This is a genomic window from Microcoleus sp. B3-D7 (genome assembly GCF_036705305.1).
Classification (GTDB): Bacteria; Cyanobacteriota; Cyanobacteriia; order Cyanobacteriales; family Microcoleaceae; genus Microcoleus.
In genome coordinates this window covers 59,166-78,758 of record NZ_JAUBUE010000008.1, presented here as the reverse complement: position 1 = coordinate 78,758, position 19,593 = coordinate 59,166, and the positions used below count along the sequence as shown (strand labels likewise).

The window sequence follows — 19,593 nt, the reverse complement described above, 5'->3', positions numbered from 1 at the left end:
TTATTAATTGTTTTACAGGTTTTGATTACCAACTGATAATAAGCGGCAATCCAGGTCGGAAATCTACCTGTTGTCCCTGCACTTCTCCATCAAAACCAAGCTCGACAAAATACTCGGTTCCTATTCGCAACTTTAATTGATTTGTCTCAAGCACTGCTTGAAGTTCAGGTGACGGATTATTAGCAGCAGGACTGACTAATTCTACGCGAGTAATTTCCCGGAAACCAACACCATGATCCAAAGGCTGTGACTTATCAGCAGAGTATTGATCTGGACGTTTACCAAAGGAAATTTGGAAAAGCATCGGCTCAGTCAACACATCACTATTTGTTCCTACTGCGATACTCATCGTTTCAGATAAATAAGGTGGACGATATGCCCAACTTGAAAATGCAACTGTGTCCTCAGAACCTTTGGCTGGACGCAAACAGATGCCAAATGGACACGCACCATTATTCCGATTTGTCGATCGCTCCCAAAGACGAGTCTGATGAATTGGCTCAGACTTCGCCTCTTCTGGATCGTGAACCCATAACAATTCCAACATTGCATTATGGAAAAAGAAACAGCGATTGGCTGTACCTTGTCCGTGATGAATGCGAGATCCACCCTCAACTAAACCGAAGGATGATAAACGATTAGCTTCCGAAGCACCAATATCAGTAAGGATGAAAAGATGGTCGAATTCAAATGTCATAGAATTATTCATCGAATTGCTCGATCGCTCAAGTAATTTTAATCCCCTGTGATTGCTTTTTTTGCGCTCGCCACGCTGATGCTGCACAGCGTACTGTACCAAAGCCCCAAACCTCTAGTCAGTAAATCTTTCCCAATCTAAAATCTAAAATCTAAAATCTAAAATCTAAAATCTATCGCCCCAACCTTCAAGTTACAACCAGATTGAGGAACCATCCGCCCGCATCCAGCAGTCTCAACATCCAGTTACCGACAATTCTGCTAAAGTCAGGTCATCATCCGGTGCATCTTGTAGAGACGTGATTCGCAGCCTCTGCCCCCAAAGCAGTAAAATCCCATCACATTGTCACCTGCCACCCGATCGGCAGTAAGTTAAAAATTAAGGTAGTTTGAAAATAATCGCCCAAAGTTGAAAGAAGCCTTGACATCTGACCTAAACTCTCTAACTTAGACCCTCTAGCTGCGCTGCCATCCATATTTAAAAGATGCCATGTCAACCTTAGTCATCGTCGAATCTCCGACCAAAGCCCGCACCATCCGCAACTTCCTGCCCTCCACCTACCGTGTAGAGGCATCGATGGGCCATGTCCGCGACCTACCATCCTCCGCCGAAGAAATACCAGAAGCCGTTAAAGGAGAAAAATGGGCGCAATTGGGCGTAAACGTGGAGGCAGACTTTGAACCCCTCTACGTCATCCCGAAAGATAAAAAGAAAATTGTTAAAGAACTCAAAGACGCCCTCAAAGACGCCACAGAACTGATTCTAGCCACTGACGAAGACCGAGAAGGCGAAAGCATTTCCTGGCATTTGCTGCAAATCCTCAAACCCAAAGTGCCCATCAAGCGGATGGTGTTTCACGAAATCACCCGCGAAGCAATCCGCGACGCCTTAACCCACTGCCGCGATATCGACAATCGAGTAGTACAAGCCCAAGAAACTCGCCGAATTCTCGATAGACTCGTCGGTTACACACTCTCTCCGCTACTGTGGAAAAAAATCGCTTGGGGTTTGTCCGCTGGTAGAGTGCAGTCAGTCGCAGTCAGGCTTTTGGTGCGCCGGGAACGCGAACGCCGCGCTTTCCGCCAAGGTAGTTACTGGGATTTAAAAGCCCTTTTGGAAAAGGGCAAGATTTCCTTTGATGCCAAACTCGTGACTGTCGGCAATGTGAAAGTTGCAAACGGTAGCGATTTTGATGAAAATACCGGGCAAATTATCGCAGGCCGGCGCGTACTTTTGCTCAACGAAGAACAGGCGCGGGCTTTACTTTCACGCATTCAAAACAAACCCTGGACGGTCGGCAATATCGAAGAACGGCCAGTCACCCGCAAACCGTCGCCACCGTTTACGACCTCGACTTTGCAGCAGGAAGCTAACCGTAAGCTGCGGCTGGGTGCGCGGGAAACCATGCGAATTGCCCAAGGTCTCTACGAACGCGGTTTTATCACCTATATGCGGACGGATTCGGTGCATTTGTCCGAACAGGCGATCGAAGCGGCGCGCAGTTGCGTGCAAGAACTTTACGGCAGCGAATACCTCAGCCCCCAACCGCGCAAATATACGACGAAAAGCAAAGGCGCCCAGGAAGCCCACGAAGCTATCCGTCCCGCTGGCAGCACTTTTCGGACTCCGCAGCAAACCGGATTGGATGGGATTGATTTCCGCCTGTACGATTTGATTTGGAAGCGGACTGTCGCTTCTCAAATGGCCGATTCCCGCCAAACTCACGTCACTGTATTAACTCAGGTAGAAGATGCCGGTTTCCGTTCCAGCGGCAAACGCATTGATTTTCCAGGCTTTTTGCGGGCTTACGTCGAAGGTTCCGACGATCCGAATGCGGCGTTGGAAGACCAAGAGGTGATTTTGCCGGCGCTGAAGGTGGGGGATAAACCTAATTGTAAGGATTTAGAGGCGATCGGGCACGAAACTCAACCTCCCGCCCGCTATACGGAAGCTTCTCTGGTCAAAATGCTCGAAAGCGAAGGCGTGGGCCGTCCGAGTACCTATGCGAGTATTATCGGTACAATTGTCGATCGCGGATATGCCAAATTAATAGCTAATGCCCTAATTCCGACATTCACCGCTTTCGCCGTCACGACTTTATTGGAAACACATTTTCCCGATTTAGTAGACACCGGTTTTACTTCCCGAATGGAACAAACCCTCGATGAAATTGCCACCGGCGAGGCGAAATGGCTGCCGTATTTGCAAAAGTTTTATACAGGGGAAACCGGGCTCGCAACCCAAGTTAAAGAACAGGAAAGTCAGATTGATGCGAAAGTTGCCCGAACTGTGGTGTTGGAGAATCTCACCGCCAAAGTTTGCATCGGGAAATTCGGCGCATACCTGGAATCTGAAAGCGAAGAAGGCTTGGTAAAAGCATCGATTCCCCAAGATTTGACGCCGGCAGATTTAGATCCGGAACAAGTGGAGTTTCTGTTAAAGCAAAAAACCGAAGGCCCGGAAAAATTGGGTCTTCACCCGGAAACTGGGGAACCGATTTATGTGCTGATTGGCAGTTATGGGCCATACGTTCAGTTAGGAGAAGTTTCGGAAACGAACAAGAAACCGAAGCGGGCTTCTTTACCGAAGGGGACGGATAAGGATAGCGTGACGCTGGATATGGCGGTGAGTTTGTTGACTTTACCTCGGTTGTTGGGCACTCACCCGGAGACGGGGGCGAAGGTGCAAGCTAATTTGGGGATGTACGGGCCTTATGTGGTGCATGACCAGGGTAAGGTGGGGAAAGATTATCGATCGATCAAACCGCCGGATGATGTTTTGACGATAACGCTCGATCGGGCTTTAGAGTTATTATCGCAGCCGAAAGCCGCCCGCGGCCGCAGCAAATCAGCTACACCTTTGAAGGAATTGGGCGCGCATCCAGAGTCGGGAGAACCCATCAATGTTTACGACGGCCGCTACGGCCCCTACGTGAAACACGGCGATATCAATGCTTCTTTGTCCAAGGATGAATCAGTGGAGAATTTCACCTTGCAAAGAGCACTGGAATTGTTAGCAACGAAGGAAGCAGCGGGAGGCGGTAAATCTAGCAGCAAGTCGAAGAAGTCAACCAAGACTGCGGCGGCGAAGTCTGAGACTGCAACTGAGAAGACTGCGGCGAAGAAAACCACTGCTAAGAAGACGACGACTGCGGCGAAGAAAACGACTACTAAGAAGGCGGCGACTGCGACAACAGCCAAGAAAACAACTAAGTAAAATTAGTTGAGTTTACGCACTGTACGGTCAGAAACCGGGTTTTTTGCGAAAATAATTTGTTTTTGCAGACAGATTCGGTAAAAAACTCGGTTTCTTCGATCGCGCGGTGCCTAAGTAGGTCGGCTCTTTCTAAACTAATCCTTTCGTTCTCATGATATAATCAAGACTATCCATGTAGTAATTGGAGTAATTGAATAACCATGATAGCTGAACTTATGGTACAACCTTCCTACTGGATCGATCGGGAAATTTCGATTCAGAAAGTCAGAGATCTTTACTTATTCAAATTTACGGAAAATCTGCAAGCCAGATTAGAAGAATTAGCCGAGAGAAAAAAGGCTAATCTTTTAACTTCAGAAGAGGTTGTAGAATTAGCAAGCTTACTAGAACTAGATCGGATTTTTACCTTAATTAATGCTAAAGTTATAGCAGCCTCATGTCCGTAAACCGCGCTACTAGAAATTCAGTAAGAAATAGAGCTAATTTTCTTTGTGAATATTGCCATTCAGCGGAAGAAAGTAGCTCTACTCTATTTACAATAGATCATATTTTACCTCGCTCAATAGGTGGTAGCGATGAACTTGAAAACTTAGCTTTAGCTTGTCATCGCTGTAATAATAATCGCTATAATTTTGTCACTGGTACTGACCCAGAAACAGAACAAGAAGTAACTTTGTTTAACCCCCGTCAACAGCGATGGTCTGAGCATTTTAACTGGTCTGCGGATGGTTTAGAAATAATGGGTATTACTCCCACAGGTAGGGGAACCTGCCATCGATTAGACCTTAACGATCTATATCATAATGAAGGAGCGATTATCAGAGCTCGTCGTTTATGGATTAGTGCAGGGTGGCACCCTCCTTCTGGCGATCCTCGCCAAAATTCATAATATGGATAAGAACAGTTGATTTTAATCATATGCAAGACGTTCGCCTTGAGAAAAATATTGAATATCTCAAATCAGTTATCCGTTCGTGGGCGCAACAAAAAGAATTATGGCACGATTGCACATTTAAGTCATGGAATGAACATTTTGATGATGAACCACCAGAAAATCCATGCGTTTTAGTTCTCTGTGCTTCTGGGCAACTTGGCGAAATTCTATATGACTATGGTAATGAACTATACGATGAATTTGACGAACTAACTCAGAATACTGGGTTCTACGTCAATAATTATGGAGGTGGAGTATTTACATTTGAGGTTATTGATGAAGAGTTAGAAGAAGCATATCGTAACTACTTTGAATGGCGATGGATTTGCGATTTAGTACAACCAGATTTTTCGGATCTGTATGAAGAGGTTTATGAACGGTTTCATAAATCTCCTGATGATTTATACCACCTCGATCCCAGAAAGTTTGAGGTTTTACTTGATGGAATATTTCGTAATAACGGGTATCACACTAAACTTGGTTCTGGTCGATCTGACGGTGGTGTAGATCTTCGCCTGTATTCTAACGATGTGATTGGTGAAGTTGTGACTCTAGTGCAAGCTAAGAGATACGCCACATCCAATCCAATCGACCTTCAAGCAGTACAAGCTTTAAGTGCTGTTGTTGAAGACGAACGAGCAAATCAAGGACTCTTTGTAACAACTTCACGATACTTGCCTTGTGCTCAACGCTTCGCCGCTAGACAAAAGACACGGATAAAATTAGCAACTTCAGACGAGGTGAGTCGCTGGTCTTTTTACGCCGCCGAGCGTATTATTCGTGATAAATCTAGTCTAGTAAAACCTGACCACTTGAAATATTTACTCAATTTAAATGGTTTAACAGATACGCTGGAAGGTAAGATTTTTCATGCTACTAAATACTATGGGATGATTTGGAACTGTTTTGCGATAGTTCTTCGAGATTCAAAAGGAGCTGCTTTACTCATGGAACTCCCAAGGACTACGGTCAGTATAGTTGGTGATTCTTTTCGAGGATACGAGATCCCAGATACAGGGATTGCTGCTCTTTCCTATTTAAATGCAGAAAAGGTGTTCAGAGCAAAAAAGAAGTACAAAGATGATGGTGAAGTTTATCTTTGGGGAAATCTAAATCGTTATTCTCTTTGGGATGGTATACCTCAGTATTACGATTGGTGTGATTAATAATCATCATTAGACATCTCCAATAATTATTGTGGAACAGGCATCTTGCCTGTTCAAAATAGGAAATTCTTGCTATGACTCTTACTCTTTTCTTTCTTAACTGGTAGCATTAAGGCCCCCTTCAGATTTAATTGCGAGCGGCCACAGCGTTTTTTATATTGACAATAATATCTGTTATGAAATACTTGAATCTGTGGGCGGATGCCATCCAGCACTAACCCACTGACGCCTGGCAGTAACAGCAATAGGATTGTTTAGTTGTAGTGCTGTTACTGTTGCGCGACCGCAGTCTGTAAGTCCAATAATTTCTGTAGCGTCTTCACTCCAAGCAAAATTTTGTGACCATTGTTGAGTGCGCGGATTAAACAAGTTAACGTGCTTTTGCTTTACCGGATCTAATGCGTCAGTTTGGGTTCCTTTGTAATTATTGCACAGACTACAAGCCAGCCAGAGACTTTCTTCCTCGTTAGTCCCCGCAATCGCTTTAGGAATAATATGGTCAATTTCCAGTATTCCCAAAACATACATTTGTAAACTGCGACCAAGTAGAAAACCAAGTGAAATTAGTTTAGTTTTCACTCATCCCAAAAACCCGGTTTCTTAAAGAAACCGGGTTTCTTTATTTGTAAAACACTAGACAAGAGGGCAAAAATAGGTTTGTACTTCCGTCCTTAAAATTCTCTTCTCTTCTCTTCCTTTGTCTCATCAGCGTCTGCGGGGTTCGATCGCCCATATTTTTTTTGAGACGTATCAACTCAAACTCTTGTCAAGCCTAGCTTTTGGGCTTGCTTGTCACCTGTGGGCCAAATCATCCTATTTACTTATTGACAATTGCTCTTCTCTGTTCAATTGTCAGGGAACGTATATATAAGGTTACAAATTGTATCATAAGCAACAGAAAGTACCCAATGTTTTATGTAGGGCTCTACAATTGAAAAAAGAAACAAGATTAAGAGGCGCGATTCCGATGGATATGAATATGGATATGAATGGAAACCTAGACTGGGAAGAAGCATTTGAGTACAGAGCGGGCTTAACAGTAGAATTGAAGTCCCAGCCTGGGGTTTTGCATACGATCGCTTACTATGAAGTGATGATGGTACCGCCCATCTGGTTAGAAAATGACCCCCGTCCTCGCTATCCTCACGAAGTGCGAGTCGTTGCCCACCAGCCAACTGTGTCCAATGTTTGCCGGATTTCAGAGAGTCCTGTTTTAGTCGCCTCCTAAGTTTTTTCAGCGGGAAATATTGGCGATGGCATCTAGCTAGCAATCAAACCGATGCAGTGATTTTCGGATTGAGATTGCTTGAGTTTACTTTGTGGCGATCGCTTAAGATATAGATGGTCGCGAGAGTGCGATCGACTCGAATCACTTGACCTGTTAATGTTGCAAGTGAGGAAATAGCCTGATTAAGATTAGCAGTCATTCTGTGAAATCATCCTCTCCCCTACAGACAATAATTGCAGCATGGTCAGACTGTAAGCTGTGCAGTCTGATAAAATAACGGCGATTTAGAGTTAAAACAGCTCAATTTTCACTGACTGTAAAAGCTAACACTTCTGCGTCCGGATTTTTTAGGTTATCCTTTCCGGCTGCTTGCACTGTCAGAATATTTTCCCCCATCCGGCGCAGCAATTCTACAATTTCTCTGGGAAATTGTTCGTCACCATAAAGACGCGCCATTATTTCAATCCTCGTCATTCTTGCGGATAGCTATGTCACTTTCATCTGGAAAAGCTGCCGCATAAGCCGACGCATTTGCTAAATCAGTAGCAGTTAGTGTGGAATAGTTATCTAAGAGTCGAGACTCGTTCATACCCAAACGATGAAAGCTCACCAGTTCCCAAATAGGAATGCAAGTATTTCTCATACAAGCATCACCCCCACAGACACCGAGAGTTGGGCTAATTCCTTGCCAGGTGTTAGCTAAATTTTGCGTTAATAATTAGATAATATGTATTTGCTATTATACGCAATTCCTTTATCTCTGCTCTCTTCCTCTGCGCCCTCTGCGCCTCTGCAGTTCATAAAAAAAAGCTTTTTTACAAATGAAATAGCATTGCTATATCTGTTTAAATTCAGGCTAAATCTCTCTCATTATAAAAATTAATCGCCCTTTTACCCTGAGCTTAAACTAACCTAAAAAAATTAACCCAAAACGAGTCATACCATTTTTAATTTTAGATTAAAGAATGGGGAATGACTGAGGACATAAAGTTTTGGATATTGCCTACAGTTGAATTTTTTATGATAACTGGTCTCAGCCATCAGCAGACCCAAAGTGAAATTATATTCACCTATAAATTATTATGACTTCTACCTTGAGAAGTATCTTTTTGGGGACTTGAACAACACATCCTACTACTCGCAACATATTCTACGGCTCAGTGCGGAGTGCACAGCCTACAAAAACTCTTGTGTAAATCCTATTATGTATTGCTTAATCCCTTGATCCCCGCAAGTAGCGGCTTTTTTTTCCTCAGAATCGTGCGATGTTTAGCCAGAAATTAACATTGATTTAAACTTTAATGGAGGCATAAACGAGCTAGAATTCAATAGTTTGCGTGGAAGACATGGAGTTTAAATACAAAATGTCACAAATAACAAATTAATACCGATCGCACTTCTCGATCGCACTTTACAAAACAAGCACAACTTAGGAGTCAATCGCTGATGATGCTAGGAACAACCGAGATCCCGCAATTAAAGCCGCTTTCCGACTCAGAACTACACAAAATGAACGCCTACTGGCGGGCGGCAAACTACCTATCCGTCGGACAAATCTATCTCCTCGACAACCCCCTACTCAAAGAACCCCTCAAAATCGAACACGTCAAACCGAGACTCCTCGGACATTGGGGCACCACTCCAGGCCTCAACTTCATCTACGTTCACCTCAACCGCATCATCAAAGCCCAAGACCTCAACACCATCTACATCGCAGGCCCCGGACACGGCGGGCCGGGCTTGGTCGCCAACACCTATCTTGAAGGCACTTACAGCGAATATTACTCGAACATTTCCGAAGATGAAGAGGGTATAAAACGGCTGTTCAAACAGTTCTCCTTTCCCGGCGGTATCCCCAGCCACGTCGCCCCGGAAACCCCCGGTTCGATTCATGAAGGCGGCGAACTCGGCTACGCCCTCGTCCACGCTTACGGGGCGGCCTTCGATAACCCCGATTTGATTGTGGCGGCCGTTGTCGGCGACGGGGAAGCCGAAAGCGGTCCGCTAGCTGCTAGCTGGCACTCTAACAAGTTTCTCAACCCGGTTCGGGACGGGGCCGTGTTGCCGATTTTGCACTTGAACGGCTACAAAATTGCCAATCCCACGCTGTTGGCCCGCATTCCGCAAGAGGAATTGGAAAGTTTGATGGTCGGTTACGGCTACAAACCTTATTGGGTGGAAGGTTCAGACCCGGAAACCATGCACCAGTTGATGGCTGCAACTCTCGATACCGCGATCGGCGAAATTAAGGCGATTCAGGAAAAAGCCCGGACGGAGGGCTATTCGGGCCGTCCCCAGTGGCCGATGATTGTGATGAAAACTCCCAAAGGCTGGACGGGGCCGAAGGAAGTAGACGGTAAGAAAACAGAGGATTATTGGCGATCGCACCAAGTCCCACTTTCGGAAATGGCTTCTAAGCCGGGACACGTCCAACTCCTGGAAGATTGGATGAAAAGCTATAAGCCGGAAGAACTCTTCGACGAAAATGGCAAGTTAATTACCGAATTGGCCGAACTCGCACCCAAGGGAGCTCGACGGATGGGGGCAAATCCCCACGCTAACGGCGGCCTGCTGCTGCGAGACTTGAAAATGCCGAAATTTGAAGACTACGCCGTTGAGGTGCAAAAACCGGGCACTGTAATGGCAGAAGCAACCCGCGTTTCCGGCCGCTTCCTGCGAGAGGTGATGACACTGAATCAGGAAAACGCCAATTTCCGCATTGTCGGGCCCGACGAGACGGCCTCAAATCGTCTCGATCCCGTGTTTGAAGTGACGAACCGGGTGTGGGCGGGGGAAATTTTGCCCGAAGACGACCACATCTCCCCCGACGGCCGGGTGATGGAAGTCCTCAGCGAACATATGTGTCAGGGATGGCTGGAAGGCTATTTGCTGACGGGACGCCACGGCTTTTTCTCTTGTTACGAGGCGTTTATTCACATCATCGATTCGATGTTCAACCAACACGCCAAGTGGTTGAAAACTACTCGTCACATTCCTTGGCGCAGGCCGATCGCCTCTCTCAACTACCTGCTAACTTCTCACGTTTGGCGGCAAGACCACAACGGTTTTTCTCACCAAGATCCGGGTTTTATCGACCACGTAATTAACAAGAAAGCCGAGGTTGTGCGGATTTATTTGCCGCCGGATGCGAATACTTTGCTGTCTGTAACGGATCACTGTCTCCGCAGCCGCCACTATGTCAACGTGATTATTGCAGGGAAGCAGCCGGCATTGCAGTATTTGGATATGGATTCTGCGATTAAACACTGTACCGCCGGCATCGGCATTTGGGAGTGGGCTAGCAATGATAAAGGCGGCGAACCAGATGTGGTGATGGCTTGCGCGGGTGATGTTCCGACGCTGGAAACTTTGGCTGCTGTTGACATTCTCCGCCGAGATTATCCCGATTTAAAAGTGCGGGTAGTGAATGTGGTGGATTTGATGACGTTGCAACCTGCTAGCGAACATCCCCACGGTTTGTCTGACAAGGATTTTGATACTTTGTTCACGAAAGATAAGCCGGTGATTTTTGCTTTTCACGGCTATCCTTGGCTGATTCACCGCTTGACTTATCGCCGGACAAATCACTCGAATATTCACGTTCGGGGTTACAAGGAAGAGGGAACGACTACGACGCCGTTTGATATGGTGGTGATTAATGACCTCGATCGATTCCATTTAGTTGGAGATGTACTCGATCGCGTTCCAAAACTGAGTTCTGTCGCAGCTTACGGCAAACAAGCTATCCGTGACAAGCTGATCGAACACAGGCAGTATATCAACGAACACGGCGATGATATGCCGGAAATCCGCGACTGGAAGTGGCCGCACGCGGGCCCGGTTTCGTCGGAAGCGCCGCAGGAAACGAAAGATCCGACAACGACAGGAGATCAAACCGTGCGATCGGGTGCACCGGGCTAGCGATATTCTGGGTAGGGACACGGCAATGCCGTGTCCGGCACAGGATCGGGGATTAGGACACGGCACTGCCGTGTCCGGCGCGGGCGATCGAGAATCTCTTCTGCGGTGCCTTCAATAAAAGTCTTTTTCAACAATCCAATAAAACTGCTATATATGAGCTTAAAAATCTACTTTGTCCGACACGGTGAAACGACTTACAGCAAGACTGGCGGTTTCTGCGGTCATATCGATCCAGAATTAACGCCCGTAGGTTCTCAAATGGCAGAACAGTTTGCCGCTACTTACGCAAAATTGCCCTGGGAGGCTGTTTATGTCAGTCCGATGAAACGCACAATTGCTACTGCAAAACCTTTGTGCGATGCTGTGGGAATTGAAATGCAGCTTCGCGACGGACTGAGGGAGATTAATTACGGTAAGTGGGAAGGCAAAACAGTAGAATTAGTCAAAAAAGAATACGAAGAAGATTATATTAACTGGCTGACAGAACCTGCTTGGAATGCACCGAATGGCGGCGAGACTTCCGTGGAAATTGCTAGCCGATCGTCCTTAGTTATCGCAGAAATTCAGGAAAAGTACAAGAGCGGTAATGTTTTGGTTGTCTCGCACAAGGCGACTATTAGAATTATTCTGTGCAGTCTCTTGGGGATTGATTTGGGACGTTATCGCTATCGCATTGCCGCTTTAGCAGCTTCTGTCAGTATTGTTAAGTTTGACGTGCGCGGGCCGCTGCTGGAGGTTTTGGGCGATCGATCGTACATGGATGAAAACCTCCGCAATTTACCCGGTACTTGAAATTGCGGGTAAGGTGCGGGGGCGCACCCTACAGTCTGAAACTAAATCGCGCCTATGTAAGACAATCCTAAAATCGTACCCGTTCCCAAAATATGACCGAAGCAGAGACTTCCGACAAGTGCACCCAAACTCAAACCGCCGACCAAACCCGATGAGGGCGCGGCTGGGCCTGTGTGAGGCTTTTGGATGGTTGATCTGCCGATCGCAATAGCTAAAATATTGCAAAGAATCATAATCAAACCGGTCGTGGGGCTCCACTCTACGGTTCTGGCGACAGTGGCAAGTAAAATTGGTGTAAACATCGATCTGCTCCTTAAACTTTAGTAAATGAAAATCTGCTGAGAAGATATATCAAAAAAATGCAACTGTTAGCTACAGATTGCATTAATAGTTAATTTTTCGACATTTTTCTTAATAATTTTCCCAGGCTCTCAATATTTTTTAGTCCCCCTCTGCTGGGACGAAAGTTTGACAAAACGCGATTTCAATCGCCTAGCGATCGAAAGAACGAATCAACAGGACATAATAAAGCATGAAAATACTGGTGTTAAATGCGGGTTCTAGCAGTCAAAAGAGCTGTCTTTACGAGTTAAACGATGTCCTGCCCGATCGCCCGCCGCAACCCCTCTGGGAAGCGCAAATTGACTGGAATCACCGCGAAGGTGTGGCTCAGTTGAAAGTCGAAACTGCCTCAGGAACTGAACAGGAGGAAGAATTTGCCTCAGACTCTCGCGAAGCCGCCATTTCTCGAATGCTGGAGACTCTGTGGCAGGGTAAAACTCAAGTTATTAATAGTTTAAACGAGATTGATATTGTCGGCCACCGCGTCGTACACGGCGGACAAGACTATCAGCAAAGTACGTTAATTTCGCCGGATGTTAAAGAGGCGATCGCCCGTTTATCTGTTTTCGCCCCCGTACACAATCCCGTCAACCTCGAAGGCATCGAAGCCCTGGAAAAAATCCTCCCAAATCGGCCGCAAGTAGCAGTATTTGATACAGCTTTTCACGCGCAATTGCCGCCTGCCGCCTTTGTTTATCCCGGCCCCTACGAATGGCTGGAAAACGGAATTCGCCGCTACGGTTTTCACGGCATTAGCCATCAATATTGCGCGCGCAGGGCGGCTCAACTTCTGAACCGTGATTTGACCCATTTGCGGCTGATTAGCTGTCACTTGGGCAACGGATGCTCTCTGGCGGCGATTCGCGGCGGCTGGAGTGTTGACACGACGATGGGTTTTACGCCTTTGGATGGTTTGATGATGGGAAGTCGATCGGGTGCGATCGATCCGGGGATTATAATTCATTTGTTAAGGCGAGAAGATTTAACTTCTGAAAAATTAGATAATATTCTCAATCGTAATTCTGGTTTAAAAGGGATTTCTGGGGTATCTAGCGATATGCGGCAGATTGGAGATACGATCGCCCAAGGTAATGAGAGATCTCAACTTGCTTTGGATATTTACATCCACCGTTTGCGCGCCGGAATTGGCGCCATGCTGGCGAGTTTGGGTGGGTTGGATGCTTTGATTTTTACGGCGGGAGTTGGAGAAAATTCTGCTGTTGTGCGATCGGCTGCTTGCCAAGCTTTTGGATTTATGGGTTTAAAATTGGATGGGGAGAAGAATCAACAGTCGCCAGTGGATGAAGATATTGCGGCAGTGGATTCAGCGGTGAGAATTTTGGTCATTCACACGCAGGAGGATTGGGAAATTGCGCGAGAATGCTGGAAACTTTATCACTAACTTAATTTTATGAATTCCTTCAACAGCGATTGTAGATTAGCTTCGTCGAAGCGTCAACAATCACAGACTGTGCAACCATAATTTCTCTAATTCATCTGCGTTAATCTGTGTTTCTCTGCCCTCATCTGCGGTAAAAAAATAGAAGTTATTAACCGCAGATGACAAGGGATTGACGCTGATTCACGCAAATGAAAAGAAGAGAGATAGGAATAATTCCGATGCTAACAGATTTGATATGACAACGCAAGGCGTGACCGGATTATTAAGAGTTGCTAACTGGAATTTATTTGGGGATGTTGGTTAATAGTGAGTGGTGCCGATTACAAAACTTGCCTGGGGGCGATCGGAATTTCAATAATAAACTCGCTCCCCTCTCCTGGTGCAGAAACGCAAGTCAATTTTCCGCCGTGAGAACTCACAACAATCGAGTGAGAAATAGACAATCCCAAACCTGTTCCCGAACCCACCGGCTTAGTTGTAAAAAATGGATCGAATATCTTGTGCAGCACCTCAGTGCTCATCCCCGGCCCGCTGTCGGCAATTTTAATTATGGCAGAATTCCTGTCTGTCACCTCTGTAGAAATTGTAATCGTAGGCTGTTGATGAGAGTTTTCCGGGGCATCTCTTGCGACGAGGAGAGCATCGATCGCATTTGTCAAAATATTCATAAACACCTGATTCAACTGAGACGCATAACAAGTAATTAGTGGTAGCGGGCTGTAATTTTTAATCACCTCAATTCCCAAACGCCCGCCCTCTTTTCTCAAGCGTGGTTGCAGCAACATCACCGTACTGTCGATGCCTTGATGGATATCTACCGACTTCATTTGCGCTTCGTCGAGGCGAGAGAAATTCCGCAAACTCAGCACAATATCCCGGATTCTTTCCGCTCCTACTTTCATGGAATCCAGCAGCTTTTGCAAATCCTCGCTCAAAAACTCCAGCTCAATTGTTTCTATTTCTTCTAGAATTTCATCAGCAGGTTCTGGATAGTGCTGCTGGTAAAGCTCAATCAATTTTAGCAAGTCTTTAACGTATTCGCTAGCCGGATTAAGATTGCCGTAGATAAAACTTACAGGATTATTAATTTCGTGAGCTACACCAGCGACCATTTGCCCCAAACTCGACATTTTTTCCGTTTGGATTAATTGAGCTTGAGTTAGTTTAAGTTCGCGCAAAGTTTGTTCTAAACGCTCGTTCTTTTCATTTAACTCCTGCGTCCGCTCTTGCACTTTCTGTTCCACAGAATTGTAAAGCAGAGCATTTTCCAAAGAAATAGCAACTTGGGAAGAAAGCAACCTTAAAACTTCCAATCTGTGGGGAGTAAATGCTCCGACAGTCAAATTGTTTTCTAAATAAAGAATGCCGATTAGTTTGCCTTGATTGATGATTGGAGTACACAAAATAGATTGGAGTTGGTGTTTAGCGATGTAAGGATCTGCTGTGAATAGTCCCTCAGCCGCCGCATTGCTCAACACCAAATCCGAGCGAGTTCTTTCCACATAATTAATCACCGTTACTGGCAAATCATGATAGTCTCCAACAGGCGTAAATTGCAGCACAGCTACATCTTCAGCAAATACTGACGCTTTAGCTGAAATCAACAGTTGACCATCTCTAACTAAAATCAGAAAACCTAATTGAGCACCTGCATTTTCTAAGGAAATTCTCATCAAAGAAGCCAGCAACTTATCGAGGACAATTTCGCTAGAAATCGCCAGAGATGCTTTCATTACCGTTGCCAAATCCAGCACTCTCGCATCGCTGCCAGTAGAAGTATGAATAGTTGTGGTAGTTTGATTGTTGTTAAAACTTCCGTTGAGCGGCGTCATTTCCCGCAACTGCGGATACTTCTGTTCTAAATCTTCTACTTTGCGAACTGCACCCCAGCGCAAGTAGCACGAGTGAGCTTCGCGCAAGTGAATTTTGGCATATTGATACTTGCCTTTACTCAACCAAAACTTAGCTGCTAGTTCATTAGCTAGCGCTTCATTTTGGACAAACTCATTGTCTTGGGCTAAATTTATAGAGAAATCGTACAATTCTACAGCTTCTGAATCTTTTTTGGAAATTCTGGCTATTTCTGCTTGTACTAAAAGATACTTGTGCAGAAAATTTTCGGCACAGTTATCTGACCAAATTTTCATCTGTTTTTGGTTTTCCTCTAATTTTTCCAAGTATTCCTTTTGCTTCTCTTCTGAAACATTTGGGAAAACGGCGGCTAAAGTTAGAGAAAAGAAAAAATTCCATTCGGTAGCCGGTATCGCTCCGGTAATAAAAGATAGCTGTTTTTCTACTTCAAAAGCTAGTTGTAGCGCTTCGTTGAAGTTGCCGTACCAGTACATTACCTGGCATTTGCGAATCTGATAAAGGCAGAGCGAGTACAAATTTTGATGAGCTTGACAGTTGTGTACGTATTCAGCTTCGCTGATATCTTCGCTTTCAAATACAAACTTTTCAGGAGTTAGTTTGCTCAAGTTACGCAGGATTAACTCTACCCCTAATAATATATCGGTTACGAGCTGATTTTTGGTTTTTTGGCTGAACTGCAAATACCTGCTCGTGTCTGCCAGAATTTGCGAGATTTCTTTACCTTGAAAAAATGAGTTAGCTATGCGGTTGGACAGAATATAACCCGCATACTCTAAATCTCCTGATTCTAAAGCTGCTTGATATCCTTCATTGCTGATTGCGTGGGAATCTTTGATGTGATTGAACCAGTAATAAAAAATACTGACCAGGGATGAACAAGCTCTGCACTTCAAGCCGATATTGCCAGATTTTTCGCTGAGATTCAGCGAGAGCAAGCCGAATTGATACGCAGCTTTGTAATCTCCCGAAACTGCGTTTAAGAACATACCGTAGCCAGCATAGCAAAGAGAGGCTTCGGGTACTAAACCGTATTGTAGAGAAAGATTGACTCCTTTTAAAACGCTGACTTTCCACAAGTCGGGATTTTTGAGGTACGCGGATGTCAGCAAGTTTGTAATTAATTTGACGGCAACTTTTTTGTCGGGTACAGTCATTTCGGGGGCGTCAATTAGGGAAGCTATTTCTCTACCTGCTAAAATATTTGTAGCTGTTGCAAATTCTTCGGATATGACTTTTTGTAGCCCGTCTAGCGGCAAGTCAATGCCTAGCAAGTCCAAAGCTTGGATTCCGGCTTTAACGGCTTCTTCGTACTTCGCCCGCAGGGTGTACTGCACGATCAGCAGGTTGTAAATTTCTACCTTTTCTAAGGGCGATCGCGCTTTTTCCAGAGTTATATTAATAAATTCTTCAGACTTCTCGAAATAACCGTTTAAATACTCAACATTTGCCCGCTCCATGTGCAAGGCAAAGGCTAAATCGTAGTGGGCATCCCAAATATCGGCGCTCAAACCGTCCATGCCTGCGGTCAAATACTGCAAGGCAGCAACATAAGCAGTGGCATCTTTGGCTCTGCGGGCGGCGTCTAAATTCAGCGTTGCCAGTTCAATTAATTCTCGATCGTCTTTAATTAGCGATCGAGCCACATTCAAGTGATCGACTAATTCAAAGATTCTGTCAGCGCGATATTCAGCCGGGGTATTTTCTAGGATTTGCCTGCCTATTTTCAGGTGAACTGCCTTTTTTTGCGAGTCGTCGATCAGAGCGTAAGCTGCTTGCTGTACCCGATCGTGCAAAAATTTATAATTCAGAATTAATAGCGGAAACAGCACGTAATCTAATGACTTGCTTTCCAATTCCGAAGTTGGCAGAATCAATCCCGACTTAATGGCGGGCAACAGGTGAGAAAAAGTTTCCGAGGCTTCTTTTTCATGAATTAAAGAAAGAGTATTCAAGTCAAATTCATTCCCCAAACAAGCCACTAAACGCAAAACTTGCTGCGTTGAACTTGGCAGTTTTCTCAATTTTTGTACCATCAAATCTACTACATTGTCAGTGATAGCGCACTGTTCAATTTGAGTCATATCCCAATGCCAGCCGCCTTTACTACCCGACTGTGGCGGGTGAAAAACTAGCAGATTTTCCTGATACAATGTTTGCAGGAATTGATTGACAAAAAAAGGATTTCCGTCGGTTTTGCTGATTACCAATTCAGCTAACGGTTTGACAGATTCTCGATCGCTGTGCAAAGTCTCCGCAATCAAATGAGTTATGTTTTCTACCCCCAGCGGCGACAAAGCAATCTGATTGATGATAGCTTCCTGATTTCGCAGTGTCTCCACTGTCATCATTAAAGGATGAGTAGGACTAACTTCATTATCCCGATAAGCACCAATTAAAAACAGATATTGCGTAGCTTCATCTGTCATCATCAATTCGATCAGCTTGAGAGTAGCCGAATCAGCCCACTGCAAATCGTCGAGAAAAATGACCAGCGGATGTTCTGGCTGGCAAAATACGCGAATGAAATTTTGAAATACTAAATTAAAGCGGTTCAGAGATTCCGTCGGTCCCAATTCAGCTACAGGAGACTGAGCTCCGACAATTAGTTCAACTTCGGGAATAACATCAATAATAATTTGTCCGTTTTGACCGAAGGAACTGCGGAGTTTTTCGCGCCAAACTGCTAATTGAGCCTCACTTTCAGTTAACAGTTGCCGCACCAATTCCGAAAAAGCGCTGACAACGGCAGAGTAAGGAATAGTCCGCTTGTACTGGTCAAACTTTCCCCAAATAAAGTATCCACGCCTGCGGGTAATAGGTTTGTCTAAAATCTTCACCATTGCAGATTTGCCAATGCCGGAATAACCGGCAATCAGCATCATCTCGCTGCGGGATTTATGCTGTCCTCTCGCCAGGACTGACAAGGGACTTTCTTTTTTCGATTTGCTCTCTTTTTTGATGACAGAAATTTGGGAATCTTCGGTGCGGTAGCCTCGATTATTTGTTGCTGCTACCCGTTCAAATGCCGCTAAAAGAGTTTCAACTTCTCGCTGTCTGCCGTAAAGTTTTTGAGGTATTTGAAATTTGTCGGAAATATCTTGGCGCCCGAGAGGAAACTCAGAAACAACCCCAGATGTTTGCCACTGAAACAGGCAGGATTCCAAATCAGCTTTTAGTCCCCAAGCACTTTGATAGCGCTCCTCAGGAGTTTTTGCTAACAATTTCATCACAATATCTGAAACAGTTTGAGGAATTTCTGGTGCAATTTCAGCGAGAGGTACTGGCTGTTTGGCAATGTGACAGTGAACTAACTCCATGGGATCTGTAGTGGAAAAAGGGAGTTGTCCTGCCAGGATTTCATAGAAGGTCACGCCGAGCGAATAAAAGTCGGTGCGGTAATCGACTACCCGGTTCATTCTGCCGGTTTGTTCGGGCGACATATAGGCTAAAGTGCCTTCTAGAAAATTGGGATTTTTAGTCGGGATCTTTTCCAGGTTGGATGCAGTTGAAATGCTAAAGTCTATTAGTTTTACTTGTCCTGTAGCAGGATTAAAAACTATATTAGAAGGGTTTATATCTTTATGAATTACATTTTTTCCGTGAATTTCGCCCAAAGTTTCCGCAACTTTGATAGCCGTAGTCAGAAATCCTAAAATGGTAAATTTTTGGGAACCCATAAATATCTTTAAAGATTCCCCGCCAAAATCTTCTAAGATCATTGCCAGACTATTTCTAACCTGTTGCAACTTATACACTTTAACAACTCCGTCCAACAGGCTTAAGTTGGCAGTGATCTCATATTCGCGCTTGTATCTATTCAGTTCTTCAGGAGTCGGATAGTCTTCTTTGATAAGTTTGATAATAACAGGTTGGTTGTTCTGCTCGTTGTGGCCGCGGTAAACCAGGGAAGTGCTGCTTTCATAAATGAGAGCGAGAACTGCAACGCCGGGAATTGCCATCATAGTTGGGTTCTCTCAAATTAGGTGTGCTTGGTCAATGTTACAGGACTGACGCGCGGCGGGC

At 45.1% G+C, this 19,593-nt stretch carries 16 protein-coding genes; 8 read left to right on the top strand and 8 right to left on the bottom strand.

Translation table 11 applies throughout. The annotated features are described in order from the left end of the window. Positions 1 to 25: 25 nt before the first annotated feature. Positions 26 to 709 carry a VOC family protein gene (locus QUB25_RS08590; protein WP_333182757.1) on the bottom strand — a complete coding sequence of 228 codons (684 nt, stop codon included), beginning with the start codon at positions 707 to 709 and terminating at the stop codon, positions 26 to 28. Between the two features lie 477 nt (positions 710 to 1,186). Here QUB25_RS08590 and topA point away from each other — a divergent pair, with 477 nt between their 5' ends. The 4 genes from topA (at position 1,187) to QUB25_RS08570 (ending at position 6,013) form a co-directional block, all read left to right on the top strand. Beyond that, entirely contained in the window at positions 1,187 to 3,913 is a 2,727-nt protein-coding gene (gene topA / locus QUB25_RS08585) for a type I DNA topoisomerase (protein WP_333182755.1), read from the top strand. A 200-nt stretch (positions 3,914 to 4,113) separates the two neighbouring features. Continuing rightward, on the top strand, positions 4,114 to 4,359 hold the full coding sequence (locus QUB25_RS08580; protein WP_333182754.1) for a hypothetical protein: 246 nt from the start codon (positions 4,114 to 4,116) through the stop codon (positions 4,357 to 4,359). Beyond that, on the top strand, positions 4,350 to 4,802 hold the full coding sequence (locus QUB25_RS08575) for an HNH endonuclease signature motif containing protein (protein WP_333182752.1): 453 nt from the start codon (positions 4,350 to 4,352) through the stop codon (positions 4,800 to 4,802). Before QUB25_RS08580 ends, QUB25_RS08575 begins: the two co-directional genes overlap by 10 nt. Before the next feature lie 29 nt (positions 4,803 to 4,831). Further along, positions 4,832 to 6,013 carry a restriction endonuclease gene (locus QUB25_RS08570; protein ID WP_333182750.1) on the top strand — a complete coding sequence of 394 codons (1,182 nt, stop codon included), beginning with the start codon at positions 4,832 to 4,834 and terminating at the stop codon, positions 6,011 to 6,013. A 174-nt stretch (positions 6,014 to 6,187) separates the two neighbouring features. On the opposite strand, the gene QUB25_RS08565 is transcribed toward QUB25_RS08570, so the two are convergent. Beyond that, complete coding sequence (locus QUB25_RS08565; RefSeq protein WP_333182748.1) at positions 6,188 to 6,592, bottom strand: HNH endonuclease; 405 nt, start codon at positions 6,590 to 6,592, stop codon at positions 6,188 to 6,190. A 352-nt stretch (positions 6,593 to 6,944) separates the two neighbouring features. Between QUB25_RS08565 and QUB25_RS08560 the strand changes: the two genes are divergently transcribed. Then, positions 6,945 to 7,241, top strand: a complete 297-nt coding sequence (locus tag QUB25_RS08560; protein WP_333182747.1) for a hypothetical protein — start codon at positions 6,945 to 6,947, stop codon at positions 7,239 to 7,241. Between the two features lie 43 nt (positions 7,242 to 7,284). On the opposite strand, the gene QUB25_RS08555 is transcribed toward QUB25_RS08560, so the two are convergent. The 3 genes from QUB25_RS08555 to QUB25_RS08545 all read right to left on the bottom strand — a co-directional run bounded on the left by QUB25_RS08555 (position 7,285) and on the right by QUB25_RS08545 (position 7,923). Then, positions 7,285 to 7,440 carry a hypothetical protein gene (locus QUB25_RS08555; RefSeq protein ID WP_333182745.1) on the bottom strand — a complete coding sequence of 52 codons (156 nt, stop codon included), beginning with the start codon at positions 7,438 to 7,440 and terminating at the stop codon, positions 7,285 to 7,287. Positions 7,441 to 7,541: 101 nt separating this feature from the next. Continuing rightward, positions 7,542 to 7,697, bottom strand: a complete 156-nt coding sequence (locus tag QUB25_RS08550; protein WP_333085203.1) for a DUF5615 family PIN-like protein — start codon at positions 7,695 to 7,697, stop codon at positions 7,542 to 7,544. A gap of 4 nt (positions 7,698 to 7,701) precedes the next feature. Next, positions 7,702 to 7,923, bottom strand: a complete 222-nt coding sequence (locus QUB25_RS08545; RefSeq protein ID WP_333085212.1) for a DUF433 domain-containing protein — start codon at positions 7,921 to 7,923, stop codon at positions 7,702 to 7,704. A 764-nt stretch (positions 7,924 to 8,687) separates the two neighbouring features. On the opposite strand from QUB25_RS08545, the gene QUB25_RS08540 reads away from it, so the two are divergent. After that, positions 8,688 to 11,162: a phosphoketolase family protein gene (locus QUB25_RS08540; protein WP_333182743.1), complete on the top strand. Its 2,475-nt coding sequence runs from the start codon at positions 8,688 to 8,690 to the stop codon at positions 11,160 to 11,162. On the opposite strand, the gene QUB25_RS08535 is transcribed toward QUB25_RS08540, so the two are convergent. Then, positions 11,159 to 11,296 carry a hypothetical protein gene (locus QUB25_RS08535; RefSeq protein ID WP_333182741.1) on the bottom strand — a complete coding sequence of 46 codons (138 nt, stop codon included), beginning with the start codon at positions 11,294 to 11,296 and terminating at the stop codon, positions 11,159 to 11,161. The two genes, QUB25_RS08540 and QUB25_RS08535, sit on opposite strands and share 4 nt — an antisense overlap. A 19-nt stretch (positions 11,297 to 11,315) precedes the next feature. Here QUB25_RS08535 and QUB25_RS08530 point away from each other — a divergent pair, with 19 nt between their 5' ends. Beyond that, positions 11,316 to 11,954: a histidine phosphatase family protein gene (locus tag QUB25_RS08530; protein ID WP_333182740.1), complete on the top strand. Its 639-nt coding sequence runs from the start codon at positions 11,316 to 11,318 to the stop codon at positions 11,952 to 11,954. A 41-nt stretch (positions 11,955 to 11,995) separates the two neighbouring features. Here QUB25_RS08530 and psaK read toward each other — a convergent pair whose 3' ends face one another. Further along, a complete protein-coding gene (gene psaK, locus QUB25_RS08525; protein WP_333050587.1) occupies positions 11,996 to 12,256 on the bottom strand; it encodes a photosystem I reaction center subunit PsaK in 261 nt (86 codons plus the stop codon). A 230-nt stretch (positions 12,257 to 12,486) separates the two neighbouring features. Here psaK and QUB25_RS08520 point away from each other — a divergent pair, with 230 nt between their 5' ends. Beyond that, entirely contained in the window at positions 12,487 to 13,698 is a 1,212-nt protein-coding gene (locus QUB25_RS08520; protein WP_333182738.1) for an acetate kinase, read from the top strand. Positions 13,699 to 14,018: 320 nt separating this feature from the next. On the opposite strand, the gene QUB25_RS08515 is transcribed toward QUB25_RS08520, so the two are convergent. After that, positions 14,019 to 19,532, bottom strand: coding sequence for an AAA family ATPase (locus tag QUB25_RS08515; RefSeq protein WP_333182736.1), 5,514 nt, complete (start codon positions 19,530 to 19,532; stop codon positions 14,019 to 14,021). Positions 19,533 to 19,593 lie beyond the last annotated feature (61 nt).